This window comes from Maribacter sp. Asnod1-A12 (genome assembly GCF_045063735.1).
Taxonomy (GTDB): domain Bacteria; phylum Bacteroidota; class Bacteroidia; order Flavobacteriales; family Flavobacteriaceae; genus Maribacter.
Genome location: NZ_JBEFNZ010000006.1, coordinates 476,147 through 492,135, shown reverse-complemented (window position 1 = coordinate 492,135; position 15,989 = coordinate 476,147). Strand labels below are relative to the sequence as shown.

The 15,989-nt window shown below is 34.9% G+C and carries 13 protein-coding genes and 1 pseudogene; 8 read left to right on the top strand and 6 right to left on the bottom strand.

Annotated elements, in window-relative coordinates; all coding sequences use genetic code 11:
• Nucleotides 1–3: 3 nt before the first annotated feature.
• Nucleotides 4–2,178, top strand: a complete 2,175-nt coding sequence (locus ACJJVP_RS02110) for a molybdopterin cofactor-binding domain-containing protein (protein WP_405410400.1) — start codon at nucleotides 4–6, stop codon at nucleotides 2,176–2,178.
• Between the two features lie 9 nt (nucleotides 2,179–2,187).
• Here ACJJVP_RS02110 and ACJJVP_RS02105 read toward each other — a convergent pair whose 3' ends face one another.
• Together ACJJVP_RS02105 and ACJJVP_RS02100 are read right to left on the bottom strand one after the other, a co-directional pair.
• Nucleotides 2,188–3,624 (bottom strand): SDR family oxidoreductase, encoded by a 1,437-nt coding sequence (locus ACJJVP_RS02105; RefSeq protein WP_405410399.1) that lies wholly within the window; start codon nucleotides 3,622–3,624, stop codon nucleotides 2,188–2,190.
• Entirely contained in the window at nucleotides 3,621–4,046 is a 426-nt protein-coding gene (locus ACJJVP_RS02100; RefSeq protein ID WP_405410398.1) for a hypothetical protein, read from the bottom strand. Before ACJJVP_RS02100 ends, ACJJVP_RS02105 begins: the two co-directional genes overlap by 4 nt.
• Nucleotides 4,047–4,161: 115 nt before the next feature.
• Between ACJJVP_RS02100 and argS the strand changes: the two genes are divergently transcribed.
• From argS to ACJJVP_RS02085, 3 genes are all read left to right on the top strand, one after another.
• The gene (argS, locus tag ACJJVP_RS02095; protein WP_405416118.1) at nucleotides 4,162–5,943 is read left to right on the top strand and encodes an arginine--tRNA ligase; all 1,782 of its coding nucleotides are present in this window, start codon (nucleotides 4,162–4,164) and stop codon (nucleotides 5,941–5,943) included.
• 474 nt (nucleotides 5,944–6,417) lie between these two features.
• A complete protein-coding gene (ffh, locus tag ACJJVP_RS02090; RefSeq protein WP_405410396.1) occupies nucleotides 6,418–7,755 on the top strand; it encodes a signal recognition particle protein in 1,338 nt (445 codons plus the stop codon).
• Between the two features lie 46 nt (nucleotides 7,756–7,801).
• Nucleotides 7,802–8,686, top strand: coding sequence for a bifunctional 5,10-methylenetetrahydrofolate dehydrogenase/5,10-methenyltetrahydrofolate cyclohydrolase (locus ACJJVP_RS02085; RefSeq protein WP_036152216.1), 885 nt, complete (start codon nucleotides 7,802–7,804; stop codon nucleotides 8,684–8,686).
• A 51-nt stretch (nucleotides 8,687–8,737) separates the two neighbouring features.
• Here ACJJVP_RS02085 and ACJJVP_RS02080 read toward each other — a convergent pair whose 3' ends face one another.
• Nucleotides 8,738–8,884 (bottom strand): hypothetical protein, encoded by a 147-nt coding sequence (locus ACJJVP_RS02080; RefSeq protein WP_405410394.1) that lies wholly within the window; start codon nucleotides 8,882–8,884, stop codon nucleotides 8,738–8,740.
• A gap of 232 nt (nucleotides 8,885–9,116) precedes the next feature.
• On the opposite strand from ACJJVP_RS02080, the gene ACJJVP_RS02075 reads away from it, so the two are divergent.
• Both ACJJVP_RS02075 and ACJJVP_RS02070 read left to right on the top strand, forming a co-directional pair.
• Entirely contained in the window at nucleotides 9,117–10,169 is a 1,053-nt protein-coding gene (locus ACJJVP_RS02075) for a PAS domain S-box protein (protein ID WP_405410392.1), read from the top strand.
• 48 nt (nucleotides 10,170–10,217) lie between these two features.
• Nucleotides 10,218–11,945 (top strand): alpha/beta hydrolase-fold protein, encoded by a 1,728-nt coding sequence (locus tag ACJJVP_RS02070; RefSeq protein ID WP_405410391.1) that lies wholly within the window; start codon nucleotides 10,218–10,220, stop codon nucleotides 11,943–11,945.
• 2 nt (nucleotides 11,946–11,947) lie between these two features.
• Here the strand turns inward: ACJJVP_RS02070 and ACJJVP_RS02065 are convergent, their stop codons facing one another.
• The gene (locus tag ACJJVP_RS02065; RefSeq protein ID WP_405410390.1) at nucleotides 11,948–13,468 is read right to left on the bottom strand and encodes a hypothetical protein; all 1,521 of its coding nucleotides are present in this window, start codon (nucleotides 13,466–13,468) and stop codon (nucleotides 11,948–11,950) included.
• Nucleotides 13,469–13,537: 69 nt separating this feature from the next.
• Here ACJJVP_RS02065 and ACJJVP_RS02060 point away from each other — a divergent pair, with 69 nt between their 5' ends.
• Together ACJJVP_RS02060 and ACJJVP_RS02055 are read left to right on the top strand one after the other, a co-directional pair.
• Nucleotides 13,538–14,509, top strand: coding sequence for an aldo/keto reductase (locus ACJJVP_RS02060; protein WP_405410388.1), 972 nt, complete (start codon nucleotides 13,538–13,540; stop codon nucleotides 14,507–14,509).
• A 121-nt stretch (nucleotides 14,510–14,630) separates the two neighbouring features.
• The gene (locus ACJJVP_RS02055; protein WP_405410387.1) at nucleotides 14,631–15,227 is read left to right on the top strand and encodes an EndoU domain-containing protein; all 597 of its coding nucleotides are present in this window, start codon (nucleotides 14,631–14,633) and stop codon (nucleotides 15,225–15,227) included.
• Nucleotides 15,228–15,290: 63 nt separating this feature from the next.
• On the opposite strand, the gene ACJJVP_RS02050 is transcribed toward ACJJVP_RS02055, so the two are convergent.
• Both ACJJVP_RS02050 and ACJJVP_RS02045 read right to left on the bottom strand, forming a co-directional pair.
• The gene (locus ACJJVP_RS02050) at nucleotides 15,291–15,716 is read right to left on the bottom strand and encodes a VOC family protein (RefSeq protein ID WP_405410385.1); all 426 of its coding nucleotides are present in this window, start codon (nucleotides 15,714–15,716) and stop codon (nucleotides 15,291–15,293) included.
• Nucleotides 15,717–15,718: 2 nt separating this feature from the next.
• A pseudogene (locus tag ACJJVP_RS02045) lies at nucleotides 15,719–15,969 on the bottom strand (Rho termination factor N-terminal domain-containing protein).
• Nucleotides 15,970–15,989 lie beyond the last annotated feature (20 nt).

Here is a 15,989-nt window from a genome sequence, read left to right as displayed (position 1 = left end):
TCCATGTCTGATAAAGTAAAAGGTTCAAAGAAAGTATCTAGACGTAGGTTTCTAGTAAAGGGTGGATTAGGTACTATCGGTGTGGTTGCAGTTGGTGCATATATTTTCAGAAATCCCATCCGTAGAGAGTTGTTAGGATTTGCGAACTCTCTCGAAGCGCCATATACCGATAATACGGATAAACCTATGGTGTGGTTTGAAGTGACCAATAACAATGAGATACTATTGCATTCTCCTAAAATGGAAATGGGGCAAGGAACATTTACGGGAATAGCCCAAATGGCCGCTGATGAACTTTCTGTTTCTATGAGCCAGATAAAAGTTGTTCATGCTGCTTCATCTACCGGTAATGTGGATAGTTTTGCTACAGGTGGTAGTACTTCAATTTCTGGACTATGGAAACCCTTAAGGGAACTTGCTGCAATGCTCAGGGTTATGCTTATTAAAGAAGCTACCCGTAAAATGAATGTTGGTTTTGATGAACTTAATGTTGAGGACGGTGTCATATCCGGTAACGGAAAAACACTTACTTATGCGCAGGCTGCTGAAGGAGTTGAAAATTGGGAAGTGCCAGATGTTCCTTCGTTAAAAAATGCTAAAGACTATAAATATATAGGTAAACCTATTGCTAGGGTAGATTTGGATGCGAAAGTATACGGAGATCCAATTTTTGGTATGGATGCAGATATGCCTGATATGCTTTATAGCGCTGTGGTTAGACCGTCTAAAATTGGGTCAACTTTTGTTAGTGCAGATACTTCTGCAGCAGAGAATATGCCTGGGGTGGTGAAGATAATTGTTGAAGATGATTTTGTAGGTGTAGTCGCAAATTCTATGATAGAGGCCGAGCACGCCAAAGATGCCATTAATGTAACTTGGGAAAGTTATAAGAATTTAGATACTACTGCTATCACTAAAATGATGACGGTAGGTAACGGTAACTCTACTACAATACAGAAAAACGGTAATGCTTTTGACGAAGATGATATATTTGAAACTCTAGAATTTAGAAGCCCTATTGGAGCACATGCCCAAATTGAACCTAATGGTGTTGTTGCTTCTGTTGAAAGTGACAGTGCTACCATTAAAATTTCAACGCAAGTTGTAAGCATTACTAGAAAAGAGGTTGCAAAACGGTTGGGCTTAGATACCGATAAGGTAAATATCGTACCTACTTATTTGGGTGGCGGATTTGGTAGAAGGTTACATACACCTCATGCTGTACAAGCTGCTATAATGTCTAAAGCTGTTGGTAAACCGGTAAAATACTTTTTTAGTAGAAAAGAAGAATTTCAGCATGACATGTTTCGCCCGCCAACGCATCATATTATCAAAGGTAAATTGAATAGTGAAGGATATTTAGATACGCTTGAACACGAATTTGTAAGCGGCGATGTGGCTACGGATTCTGCCTTGATACCTAATGCACTTACTAACTTTTTAGGTGCCGATGTTGGAGCTATTCGTGGTGGATTTATTCAGTATACAGCTATTCCTAATTTTAAAACGGTGTATTGGCATGTAGTGTTGCCATTTGCAACCAGTTGGTGGCGTAGTTTGGGCTTGTTAGCCAACACTTTTGCCATGGAAAGTTTTATAGATGAAATGGCGTTAAAGGGCAATAAGAATGCGGTAGACTTTAGACTGCATCAAATAGGTGAAGAGCCAATAGATATACGTTTAAAAAATGTGATTAAGGCTGCAGCCGAAAAAGCAAATTATAACGAAGAAGTTGTTAATGGTCGTGCAATGGGGTTTGCCGCTTCAATAGATGCGAATACACCTTGTGCTCAAGTAGCTGAGGTTTCTATTGTTGACAATGAAATTAAAGTGCATAAGGTAACCGTGGCTATGGATCCTGGTTTAGCAGTAAATCCTGATCAGATACGTGCGCAATGCGAAGGTTGTGTAATTATGGGGATGAGTGCTGTGCTTTACGAGCAAATGTTTGTGGAAGACGGAGAATTAACTCCGACTATCTATGGACCATACCAAATGGCGTTGATGAAGAATGCACCTAAAGAAATTGATGTGGTATTACTGCAAGGTAAAGATACTCCCGGTGCTGTAGGGGAGCCACCATTAGGACCTGTTGGTGCTGCCATTGCTAATGCGGTAAGGCGTTTAACGGGGCAGCGTTTAACAGAGCTGCCTTTAAAACTTGGGAAACCTATTTAAAAACTATTGTTATTTATTATTTTTCTGATTTGCAATATTCTTGAGCATTCCTCCAAAAATGAAATAGTGAAAGGGAACTATGCTGTACCAATATAATCTACCTCGTAAACCACGCGGTCTAAATGTTGCGGTTTGGTGTAGCACATTGTTCTCATCTATTTTAAACTCTAACCAAGCTTCGCCTGGCAGCTTCATTTCAGCAAATAATAATAATCTTTTCGCTTTTTTATCGGCTAATAACACCCGCCAAAAATCTAATGAATCACCTGCAAATATTTTATGGGCATGGGTTCTTCCTCGTCTTAAACCAACACCACCAGAAAGCTTATCTAAAAACCCCCTTATTTTCCAAAGCCAGTTTCCGTAATACCATCCGGTTTCACCGCCAATACTCCAAATACGTTCCAATACTACTTCTGGGTTGGAAATTTTTAGTTGTTTGTAATCTCTCAGCACGCCATATTTTGGTACCTGAATATGTTTTTCAAGATTATCAACAAACCTACCGCTAATCATACTATCCTTCCAGCTACTAATGACTAAATTCTGCTCTATTTTTTTAAAGGCTAAATCAATAGCTTCTTTGTAGGTGTGGGGCGTAATACCTAGAATATCCTGTAGTCGAGTGTCTTTTGCCACTACTTCGATTTTCATGCTGTCCACTAGGTTCAATGCTAGTTTATATGAGGTTGAGGTTACAAAGTATAACCAGTAAGAAGATAGTTTTGGAGTCATTACAGGTACGGTCCAAATCCAGTTTTTGAATCCTCTGACTTCGGCATATTTATGCAACATTTCTTTATATGTGAGTACATTGGGTCCGGCAATGTCAAAGGAGTCGTTATATGTTTTTTCATTTCCTAGAACTCCTGTTAGAAATGCAATGACATCACGTATGGCAATGGGTTGCGTTTTTGTCAATACCCATTTAGGGGTGATCATAACCGGAAGTTTTTCACATAAATCGCGAATGATTTCAAAAGAGGAACTTCCTGATCCTACAATAATTCCTGCTCTTAGTACCGTTAACTTGAAGTTACCTTGATATAATATATCTTCTACATTTTTTCTAGATTGTAGATGTTTTGAAAGATTATTGTCATTTACGATTCCACTTAAATAAATTACTTGTTCAATTTGAGTTTTGGAAACATACTTGTTAAAAATTTCAGCAGTTTTAGCCTCCATTTCATCAAAGTCTTGTGTAGAAGAACTCATAGAGTGAATTAAAAAGTACGCGACATCAATGTTTTGAGGAACTACATTCTCTTTGGGTTCTTCTAGAAAATCAATTTCAATAACTTCGATCTGACTTCTGGTTTCTTTGTCTACTGAAAGTCTAGTTTCATCGCGCACTGCACAAACAATCTCATGACCCATTTCTAAAAGTTGCGGTAAAAGTCGCATACCTATATAACCATTGGCACCTGTGAGCAGTATTTTCATAAATCTTCTATTGATGTTGGTGCATTATTAGCTTTGTAATCTATTATTTTTTTAAGGAATTTTTGAACCGCTTTAGTATCGGACTCCACTTTTATAAAGTAATGATCTCTGTAAATAGAGTATACTGAAGCCTTCCCTTTGTATATAGAAAGTTTGTAATAGGGTATAACCAAAGCATAAGATTCCAATAAAGATCTAAAGCCGACAATAATTCCTTTAGGGCGCATTTCTATATTACAGGTGTCTCTATTGTTATCTAGAATAAGCAGGTTTCTTATCTCAACACTTGTTTCTGTAATGATCAATTTTGGAGAACCAATACCGCCCAATGCCCATCTTTCTTTTAAAGTAAAGGGCTTACCTACCTCAGAGTCAATTTTCTTGGAAACCGATTTGTTGTTATAAGATACGTTTACGAGCATGTATGTTTTCTTACGCTGTTTTCATTAAAGTTAACGAAATGCCGAATGAATGCCGCATCTGTTCATCTTAAAGCATAAAAAATGATTAATTTTGCAGCCTTAATTAAACGTTTTGGTGAATATTCAAGAGGTACTATCAAATAAAGTAAAAGAAGCGGTAAAATCTATTTTTGACAGAGAATTGCCAAATGTAGAATTTCAACCTACACGTAAAGATTTTGAAGGAGATATCACTATTGTGGTTTTCCCTATGTTGCGTGTGGTTAAAGGAAACCCTGTTCAAATTGGGGAACAAATTGGTGCATACTTAGAGGAGCATGTAGAAGAGGTTTCTGGCTTTAATGTCATTAAAGGCTTTTTAAATATTGTTATCAATGATGGTTTCTATTTAGATTTTTTCAATTCAATTTCTTCAGTGGAGAATTATGGATTTGTAAAAGAGTCTGATGATGCCGTAATGGTAGAATATTCTTCTCCTAATACTAATAAACCTTTACACTTAGGTCATATTCGTAATAACTTATTAGGATATTCCGTTGCTGAAATTTTAAAGGCATCTGGTAAAAAAGTGTACAAGACCCAGATTATTAATGATCGAGGAATTCATATTTGCAAGAGTATGGTAGCTTGGCAGAAATTTGGAAACGGAGAGACACCAGAATCTACAGGGTTAAAAGGCGATAAACTAGTTGGTAATTATTACGTTGCTTTTGATAAAGCGTATAAAGAACAAATAGCAGCATTAGTAGCTGAAGGTATCGATCAGAAAATTGCAGAAAAAGAAGCGCCACTTTTATTGGAAGCTCAAGAAATGCTTTTAAAATGGGAGGCTGGTGATAAAGAAACCGCTGCACTTTGGAAAACCATGAACGGATGGGTGTACAAAGGTTTTGAGGTTACGTACAAGAATTTAGGAGTCGATTTTGATAACTTGTATTATGAAAGTGATACCTACCTTTTAGGTAAAGATGTTGTTGCTGAGGGACTCAAAAAAAGAGTTTTCTTTAAAAAGGAAGATGGTAGCGTTTGGATTGACTTGACCGAAGACGGACTAGATGAGAAAATTGTGCTTCGTTCAGATGGGACAGCGGTTTATATGACACAAGATATAGGTACTGCTATACAACGTGTAAAAGACCACCCAGATGTAAGCGGTATGGTGTATACTGTTGGTAACGAGCAAGATTATCACTTTAAAGTATTATTCTTAATACTACAAAAACTAGGGTTCTCTTGGTCGAATAAATTACACCACCTAAGTTACGGGATGGTAGATTTGCCTAGTGGAAAAATGAAAAGTAGGGAAGGTACCGTGGTAGACGCCGATGATCTTATGGCTGATATGACACAAACTGCTGCAAATATTTCAGAGGAGTTAGGTAAGCTTGACGATTATAATGAAGAAGAAAAGCAATCGCTTTATAAAATGATTGGTTTAGGAGCTTTAAAATATTACATATTAAAAGTAGATCCTAAAAAACGAATTTTATTTGACCCAGAAGAATCGGTAGATTTTCAAGGGAACACTGGTCCGTTTATTCAATATACCTACGCACGTATTCAGTCTATATTAAGAAAGGCAGAAAGCATGGGTATCGATATTTCTAAAGATGCCAAGGTTACAGAACTTCATAGCAAAGAAAAGGAGTTGATCAAACAACTTCAACTATTTCCAGATACCATACAATTAGCTGCAGATAATTACAGTCCGGCTTTGATTGCAAATTATACGTATGACTTGGTTAAAGAGTTTAATTCGTTTTATCAGCAGGTATCTATTTTAGGTGAAGTAGATGATACTAAAAAGACACTACGTGTTCAATTATCTAAAAAGGTGGCCAACGTTATACAAGACGCCTTTAGCTTATTAGGTGTTTCGGTACCGGAGCGCATGTAGTCTGTCTTAATTATTTACTATTCATATGCCATGTGTATTCATGGCTATGTGTCACTGTATACTTTAAATAAATTCCTATTACTGCGTATTTATGTTACGTTTTTCGTATACTTTTATTCATAAAGTCTAAGAACACTTTTTACTCGTATATATGATCAGAATTTCTTGAAAGTAATTTGTTGCTAATGCCAAAAATGGTATTCATCAGAAGCAGTTATGGAAAAGAATTTTGCAAGATATTTTAAAAAAACATCTAAAAGTATTTCATCAACAGTAATGAGTTGGGCCTCGTTGATGGTATTGCTAGATGTTTTTGTGAGGAGGTTTATGAAAATAGAATTCCTTTTTTGCCCCACAAGCAACTTTAGAGCATCCATTTATAGTGGATGCTCTTTTGTTTTGTTTATTTTCTGGCACTTGCTACGAATTTTACATTGATATTATTAAATTTGTAACCCCTTAAAAAAGAAAAGAATGTTCGATAATTTAAGCGATAAGCTAGACAAGGCATTACATGTACTAAAAGGACATGGTCAGATTACAGAAATTAATGTTGCAGAGACTACCAAAGAAGTACGCCGAGCCTTATTGGATGCGGATGTTAACTTTAAAATAGCCAAAGAATTTACCAATAGGGTAAAAGAAAAGGCGTTGGGGCAAGATGTATTGACCACCTTACAACCTGGTCAGTTAATGGTCAAGATTGTAAAAGATGAACTTACCCAATTAATGGGTGGTGAGTCAGAAGGTATTAATCTGTCCGGGAATCCATCGGTTATTTTAATGTCTGGTTTACAGGGTTCGGGTAAGACCACTTTTTCTGGTAAACTTGCTAATTTCCTAAAAACAAAAAAATCTAAAAAGCCGTTATTGGTTGCTTGTGATGTATACCGTCCTGCTGCAATTGATCAATTGCACGTAGTTGGGGAACAGATAGGTGTTGAGGTGTTTTCAGATAGGGAAAATACGGATCCAGTAGCGATTTCTAAAGCTGGTATAGCACATGCTAAGGCAAACGGACATAATGTGGTTATCATTGATACCGCTGGTCGTTTAGCTGTTGATGAGGCTATGATGAATGAAATATCAGACATTCATAAAGCTATACAACCTCAAGAAACTTTGTTCGTAGTAGATTCTATGACCGGTCAAGATGCTGTGAATACGGCAAAAGCTTTCAACGATATCTTGAATTTTGATGGTGTTATCTTAACCAAGTTAGATGGTGATACCCGTGGTGGTGCCGCTATTTCTATTAAATCTGTGGTAGATAAACCAATTAAGTTTATTGGTACTGGGGAGAAGATGGAAGCTATTGATGTTTTCTACCCATCACGTATGGCAGATCGTATTTTGGGTATGGGTGATGTGATATCACTTGTAGAAAGGGCTCAAGAACAGTTTGATGAGGAGGAGGCTAGAAAGATCCAAAAGAAGATTGCCAAGAATAAATTCGGATTCGATGATTTTCTGAGCCAAATTCAGCAAATTAAGAAGATGGGTAATATGAAAGACCTTATGGGGATGATTCCTGGAGCGGGAAAAGCCTTAAAAGGTTTGGATATTGATGATGATGCTTTCAAGCATATAGAAGCTATTATATATTCTATGACTCCAGAAGAACGTTCTACACCATCTAAATTAAATGCAAGTAGAAAAAAACGCATTGCAAAAGGTTCTGGAAGAGAAGTTCAAGAAATCAATCAGCTTTTAAAGCAATTTGATCAAATGAGCAAGATGATGAAAATGATGCAAGGCGGTGGCGGTAAGAAGATGATGCAAATGATGGGCGCCATGAAAGGAATGAAATAAATACCGAAATACACAACCTAACAACACAACTTAAAGAGAAGCGGATATGGAATTATTGGATGGTAAAAAAGTATCCAACGAAATTAAAGAGGAAATCAAGGCTGAGGTAGCCAAGATGAAAGAACGAGGTGAAAAAGTACCGCATTTAGCAGCAATTATTGTTGGTAGCGATGGGGCTAGTTTAACCTACGTAGGTAGTAAAGTTCGTTCTTGCGAGCGTATTGGTTTTGAATCTACCTTAATACAAATGCCAAGTACTACTTCTGAGCAAGAATTATTGAACAAGATCAAGGAATTGAACGTTGATGATGATATTGATGGTTTTATTGTTCAATTACCCTTACCTGAGCAGATAGATACCCAAAAGGTAATTATGGCGGTAGATCCAGATAAGGATGTAGACGGATTCCACCCTACAAACTTTGGTAAAATGGCTTTGGATATGAGTACGTTCATTCCTGCTACTCCGTTCGGTATTCTTGAATTATTGGAACGCTATAAGGTAGATACAAAAGGTAAACATACCGTAGTTATTGGTCGTAGCCATATTGTAGGTAGACCAATGAGTATTCTAATGGGCAGAAAAGGATGGCCAGGTAATTCGACCGTAACCCTTACCCATAGTCATACAAAAAACATTACACAGATTATCTCACAGGCAGATATTGTTATCTCCGCATTGGGTGTGCCTAAATTCTTAAAGGCGGAAATGGTAAAAGACGATGCCGTTGTAATTGATGTGGGTATTACTAGAGTACCAGATGAAACTAAAGAAAAAGGATATTATATTACGGGTGATGTTGACTTTGAAAATGTCAGTAAAAAAGCATCGTACATTACTCCCGTTCCTGGTGGGGTTGGTCCTATGACCATTGCAATGCTATTGAAAAATACATTGTTGGCTCGTGAGAGACATAGAAGTAGAAACTAATTTCTATAGAAATTGATAAATGAGCCTTGCAATAGTATTGTGAGGCTTTTTTTATGCCGATAATTTCTTTATAGTTATTCCGGTTTCTGTAGTATCGTTTGGTACTAGAATGTCTATGTCATTACTGTCATCATAATCGCAACTTGCTAGCACAGTTATTGAAATTCCTATTAGTAAGGTGTATAGTAGTTTTTTCATAATACCTATTATTTATATGGCGATTGAATGTTGTGGTATTTTTAAACGTTTTATAAATGAAATTGGTATTTAGCTTACTTAATAAAAAATTAAAATAGGTAGGTCAACATATTAAATTACTGTGGTTATAATTGTTATAAAAGATTATTGATTAAGTTTATTGTGACAATAGATTTAATTGTAGATAATCGTCTATAAAAGAAACTATTGTACTGAAGTAGCTATATGTAATATGAAATTGAACCATTTTTTTGATTCATCGGTAGATATGCTTTGCATAGCTAATTATGAAGGGTATTTTGAAGATGTAAATCCGTCTTTCGTTAAATTACTTGGATTTACAAAAGAAGAACTTCTGTCAAAAAAAATTAATGATTTTGTTTTTGAAGAGGATAAGGATGTTACGCAATCGACAAGGGCTAGTTTGCATGAGAATAAAAAACTGTTAAGTTTTCAAAATAGATATGTTAAGAAAAATGGTAAAATAATTTGGTTGTCATGGAGTGCTGTTCCTGTAAATGAAGAGAGATTGGTTTATGCGATAGCCAAAGACATTACCGCCGAAATGGTACTAAAGAATGAACGTGTTATTGAGTTTGCTAAATTAAAAACTGTAAATGAGGATCTTGTTAGGTTGAATTATACGACCTCTCATGATTTACGAGCTCCTATGAATAATTTGATTTCACTTTTTGATGTCCTTGATTATTCATTAATTAATGATGAAGATACTTTACAGATACTTAGGTATATGGAAGTTTCTGCCAAGGGAGTAAAAGATTCTTTAGAGAACTATTTAAATTTAGTGGAGAGTGCAAGTAAAGGACAGAACTCTCTTACTGAAGTTTGTTTTGAGAATGTTTTAGCTAAAACCCAAAATACGTTAGGGTCTATTATTAAAACTTCTAGCACTAAAATAGAATCAGATTTTTCCGATTGTAAAAGTGCTTACTTTAATATCGCATACATGGAAAGCATTTTTTTAAACCTAATTACTAACTCCATTAAATATACCATACCTGGTAATTCTCCGAGTATAGAAATAAAAACAGAATTTAAAGATGGTAAAAATATGCTCTTCTTTAAAGATTACGGGCAAGGTATTGATATGGATAAAAATGGTGATAAGATTTTTGGTTTAAATCAACGTTTTAATAATGAGCAAGAAGGTAAAGGAGTTGGGTTGTTTTTAATAAGAAATCAAATTAATAGTTTAGGAGGTACTATATCTGTTTTCAGTAGTCCAAATAAAGGTGCTGAATTTCGAATTGTTTTTCCTACGTAGTAAATTATTAATTCATTAATTATCTTTAAGATTTAAAAAAATATTGCCATGATAAAACAAGTAATTGTAGTTGCACTAGTGTTGGGTTTTTGCTTAAGCTGTGAAGAAGTAGTTACTCCAGTTCATGAAATTAAAGTAATTTATACTACTACTGATTCTGTAAAATTGGATGGTCGTTTACTGCTCATGCTTTCTACTGATGATAATAATGAACCTAGGTTTCAAATCAATGATGGGCTTAATACGCAACTGATATTCGGTGTAAATGTGGAGAACTGGGCGAAGGATTCAGTCATAACTTTCGATGAGACTGTTTTTGGGTATCCGTACGAAAGCTTAAAAGATGTTCCACCGGGTGAGTATAATGTACAGGCACTTTTGAACGTTTACGAAACTTTTAATTTGTCTACCGGTCATACGGTAAAGTTGCCTATGGATAATGGCGAGGGACAACAATGGAATAAATCACCAGGCAATTTATATAGTAAACCATTTAAAATTAGAGTTGCCGGCAACGGATTTGAAAATGTGTCGGTGGATTTAAATCAGGTGATTGCCCCAATTGAAGAACCAGAAGATACTAAGTGGATTAAGCATGTAAAAGTGAAGTCAGAAAAGCTTTCTGAGTTTTGGGGACGTGATATTTTCTTAGGAGCGCATGTATTGCTGCCAAAAGGATTTGAAGAACATCCGGAAGCTAAGTATCCGCTGATGGTTTTTCACGGTCATTTTCCTTCAGATTTTGGCGGATTCAGAACTACGCCTCCAGATCCTAATATGAAACCAGAATATTCTGAACGATTTAGTTTAGAAGGCTATAATGTTATTCAACAACAAGAAGCCTACGATTTTTATAAACGTTGGAACGAGCCAGATTTTCCAAGATTTATAGTGTTGCAAATTCAACATCCTACACCATATTATGATGATTCTTATGCGGTGAATTCTGCAAGTCAAGGTCCCTATGGTGATGCCATTACCTATGAATTGATTCCTGAAATAGAAAAACAATTCAGAGGAATGGGAGAGGGGTGGTCTCGTTTTCTTTATGGCGGTTCTACCGGTGGTTGGGAAGCTTTGGCTGTTCAGGTAAAATACCCAGATGAGTACAATGGTTGCTTTGCGGCATGCCCAGACCCCGTAGATTTTAGAGCATATACCTTAACGAATATCTATGAAGATGAAAATGCCTACTTCTATAAGAGCGCACATAAAACATTAGAAGTGCCATCGCATCGTAATTATCTAGGTCAAATTCAATCTACCTTAAAACAAGGAAATCACTTAGAATTAGTATTGGGTGATAAGTCTAGATCAGGACAACAATGGGATATTTGGGAAGCTACTTATTCGCCACAAGCCGAAGATGGGTACCCAGAGAGAATTTGGGATAAAAAGACAGGTGATATTGACCACGAGGTGGCTGAATACTGGAAAGAGAATTTCGATTTAAGACATATTCTAGAACGAGACTGGGATAAGTTAGGTGATAATTTAAAAGGTAAAATTCATATCTATTGTGGAGATATGGATAACTACTACCTTAATAATGCAGTTTACCTAATGGAAGATTTCTTGGAGAGTACTACAGATCCTTATTATGAAGGTGAGGTGAAATATGGAGATAGAGACGAACATTGTTGGAACGGAGATCCAGACCAACCAAATGCAATTACTCGCTTAAGATATAATACCATGTATGTGCCAAAGATTATGGAACGTATAGAAAAAAGTGCACCCAAAGGGGCAGATTTAACAAGCTGGAGGTATAAGTAGACCTAGTTGAAACTTAGTGTCTTTTTAAAGCTAAATCCATCTCGATTTGAGGAATAATTTGGCTGAGTAATTAATTGATTTTGATTAAAAGTATAGTCGTAATTCTTGTAAAGGGTGCAGGTTAAGAATTTGCCTTGATCAGATGTTTCATTAACATTCATATTTATCCCTACATTTAATAATGTTTCATTTATTATTTCGGGTATTTCAATTGTTTTATGAAGTATGTCAATATTATCTTTTTCAGAAGTTAGAATACTCCAGCTTACGGTATTTGATAAATCAGATGTTGTAAGTATAAGATTTAGGCCTAAATAATCATACTCTCCAGAAATATTTAAGGTATTACCATCCTGTAATATGTTAGTATTGGGAGACTCAATTATTTTATTGGATATGTCTTGGTTTATGAAAATTTCAGAACTATTTTCTGAATATGCTAATCTAGCTTGATTAATTTCAAATTCATCAATAAGTGGTATTTCAATAATGTTATTGTTTGCATTTCGCGATACAAATGCTTCGTAGAATTTATTATTTTGGAAATCATTATTATCAATAAAACCATATAAATTTAATCTGAAATTTGACGAAACTGGTATTTCAAGTTCTTCAATGTTAGTGAGTGATTTGGAATCACCTAAGACATATTCGGTTTTGTTTATGTCATCTATAAAGAAATATTTAAAATTGTCTAAAGTATCTAGGTTATCAGTAGAGGTAGTTATTAGGAAGTTTTTAGTCTGAGCTAAAGAATATAATAAAACGTAATCTGAGTTATCATGACTTACGATGGTGCTATTGAAATTATTTGCAATTAGTGCCGGTGTTATTTCTGAGGTGAAATTTAGAGACTCGGTTTTTGGAAAAAAATATGGACTATTAAAGTTGTGATCTGCATTAACAACAGTACCTGGTTTTACATCAACAAAGGATAACAATTGATAAAACCCATTAAATAATGTAGGAAGTTCATATCTAGTAACTATAAAATCTTCTTTAATAAAATTATTGTCGGCGTAGAATTTACCATCATTTATACCTTCTATTTGTTTTATATCAATTAGAATTCCAGATTGATCATGAACAGAAATATATCTCAAACCCTGAAGTGGATTTTCTTTTTGGTAGAATGTCTGGTCTTCAAAAAGAAGTTTTTTTATTTCTATGTTAACATTGAATGATGTTTCTTGGTTTTGAGAATCTGTGGATTTGATTTTTAAAATATGATTTCCAATATTAAATAGAAAAGGGTCAATTGTAAATTCAAAAGATTTTTCAGTACTGGAAATTAATTCTTGATTATCGATATACAATTCAGTTTGTACATTATAATCAGATTCAATTGTAATCAAGAAATTGGTTTCTATTTCAACATAACTAAGATCTTCCGAAATAGAAATAACTGGTTTACTAATCATTTCTTGTTCAATCATTTCTTCGGTTGACTCATCATCGCAACTAATACAAATACAAAATAATAGTGAAAATATAATTCTGTAGAAAACTCTTAATTTCAACATACAAGAAAAGTTAGATTTTAATAATAACGAAACCTTTAAATTATTATTTTCATTGATTAAGTTTATCATATGAAATACAGAAGATTCGGAAGAACAGATTGGCAAGTAAGTGAAGTAGGATACGGAATGTGGGGAATGGCCGGTTGGACGGCAAGTGATGATGCCCAATCTGCAAAATCATTGGACTTGGCAGTTGAAAACGGAGTTAATTTTTTTGATACCGCTTGGGGTTACGGAGAAGGTCATAGCGAGGAGCTGCTTGGAGAGTTGGTAAAGAGACATCCTTCTAAGAAAATATATACAGCAAGTAAAATTCCACCAAAAAACTTCCAATGGCCAGCAAAACCTGAATATGCTTTTGAGGATTCTTATCCTACAGAACATATTATGGAATACACCCATAAGACTTTAAGGAATCTAGGGCTGGAGCAAATAGATCTTATGCAGTTTCATACTTGGGATGATGTTTGGAGTGGCAGAGAAGAATGGCAACGCGCTATTGAAGATTTAAAGACTTCAGGTAAAGTAGCTGCAATGGGTATTAGTATGAACCGTTGGGAGCCAGAAAATGGAATAAAAGCTCTAAAAACAGGAATGCTAGATGCTGTACAAGTCATTTACAACATATTCGATCAAGCACCAATAGATACCTTATTTCCGCTTTGTAAAGAGCTGGATATTGCAACCATAGCACGTGTACCTTTTGATGAAGGTACATTGACCGGTACAATGACGAAAGAAACAACGTTCCCTGAAGGCGATTGGAGGGGTACTTATTTTGTGCCGGAGAATCTAATTTCTTCGGTAGAACATGCCGATGCTTTAAGGCCGTTAATTCCTGAAGGTATGACCATGGCAGAAATGGCATTGCGTTTTATTCTAATGAATGATAATGTTGGTACAACTATACCAGGTATGCGTAAGCAACGTAATGTATTGGCGAATACGGCTACTAGTGATGGTCAATTGCTATCTAACGAATTGTATGAAGAATTAAAAAAGCACCGATGGGATAGAGTGCCTACTTCTTGGTCACAGTAGTATTTTAACTTTAGTTTGATAAGTATTTTACTTGTATTAAATAAACATTTAAAGAATAAGATTGGAATATCAATACTATATTCATGAAGATACATTTACAACCAACAAACAGGGTTTGAAAATGGGTACTTCAATATCAAAAATTTCTACCGTTTCTACAATCAAATATGAAGAAGGAAAAGATGAGGGACCTTTTGAAAGTCTTTCAAGCCTTCGAAAAGAATCAAAAATTTTTCAACAACTTCTAAAATCAAATCCTAAAAGAGCTCAACAAATTTGTTTAGAAAAGAATATTAATGTAATTCAAGGTGCTGTAAAAACAGATAATGATACTAGATTGTCATCTGAGTTTGTTGAAGTGATTGAACATTGTATTAAGGGTAAAATAAAGAAAGGGAAAATTACTGGTGTTCATTTTTATGATGAAAAATCAGTAAAAGTCAAGAAAGTATTAAAGAGGAATAAAATGGGTGTATATGAAGCTATTATAGAGTATTACGACTCAGAAATGAATAGATGGGTAAAAAAAAAATCTAGTACTTTTTTTCCTTTGACATGGACCTACAACAAATTATTTCATGAATGTTTATTTGCTTTAAATAATAAAAATAAAAAGTTTGGTACTCTAAACCTATACAGGTCAAAAATGAAATCTGGAATTAAGGTAGAAATTGTAATTAAGGAAGGTGTATTAAAATCAATTTATCCTTTGATATAGATTACACTTACTAATTACTGAGTATATATGACATGTCTTTATATTTTTAAATACTATTTTAACTTACTTCGCAAACAACTGGCCCATATCTTTAAAAGCTTTAAACTCTAAAGCATTGCCGGCTGGGTCATAGAAAAACATAGTAGCTTGTTCACCAACTTTACCTTCAAAACGTACATAAGGCTCAATGACAAATTTCACGCCTTTGGATTTTAATTCTTCTGAAAAACTTTGAAAAGTATCCCAAGATAAAACTACTCCGTAATGTGGTACGGGAACGTCATGACCATCAACGGGGTTGTGGTGTACACTTTCTGATTCAGATTTAGGTTTGTAATGAATCACTAATTGATGACCGAATAAGTTGAAATCAACCCAATGGTCGCTACTACGACCTTCTTCGCAATTCAAGATATCTCTATAAAAAGTTCTGCATTCCGCTAAGTTATGAACGGGAATGGCAATATGGAAAGGTGTTACGTCTTGCATAATCAGTTATTTCTTAAGGCTGAAATTAACTCTTTTTTACTCATTTTTGAACGTCCATCGACACCATTTTTTTTGCTTGGTCATAAAGTTCTTTTTTAGTTCTTTCTTCATAAGTGGAAGCTTTACCACCTTTCTTTCCTGCATTCTTAGTATTTGCAATACGTGCGGCTTTTTCTTTACTGTAACCTTTGTCTACTAATGCTTCGTACTGTTCCTCATTTTTTATTTGAGGTATGTTGTTTGACTTTGCCATTTTTATTTTAAAATTAAATA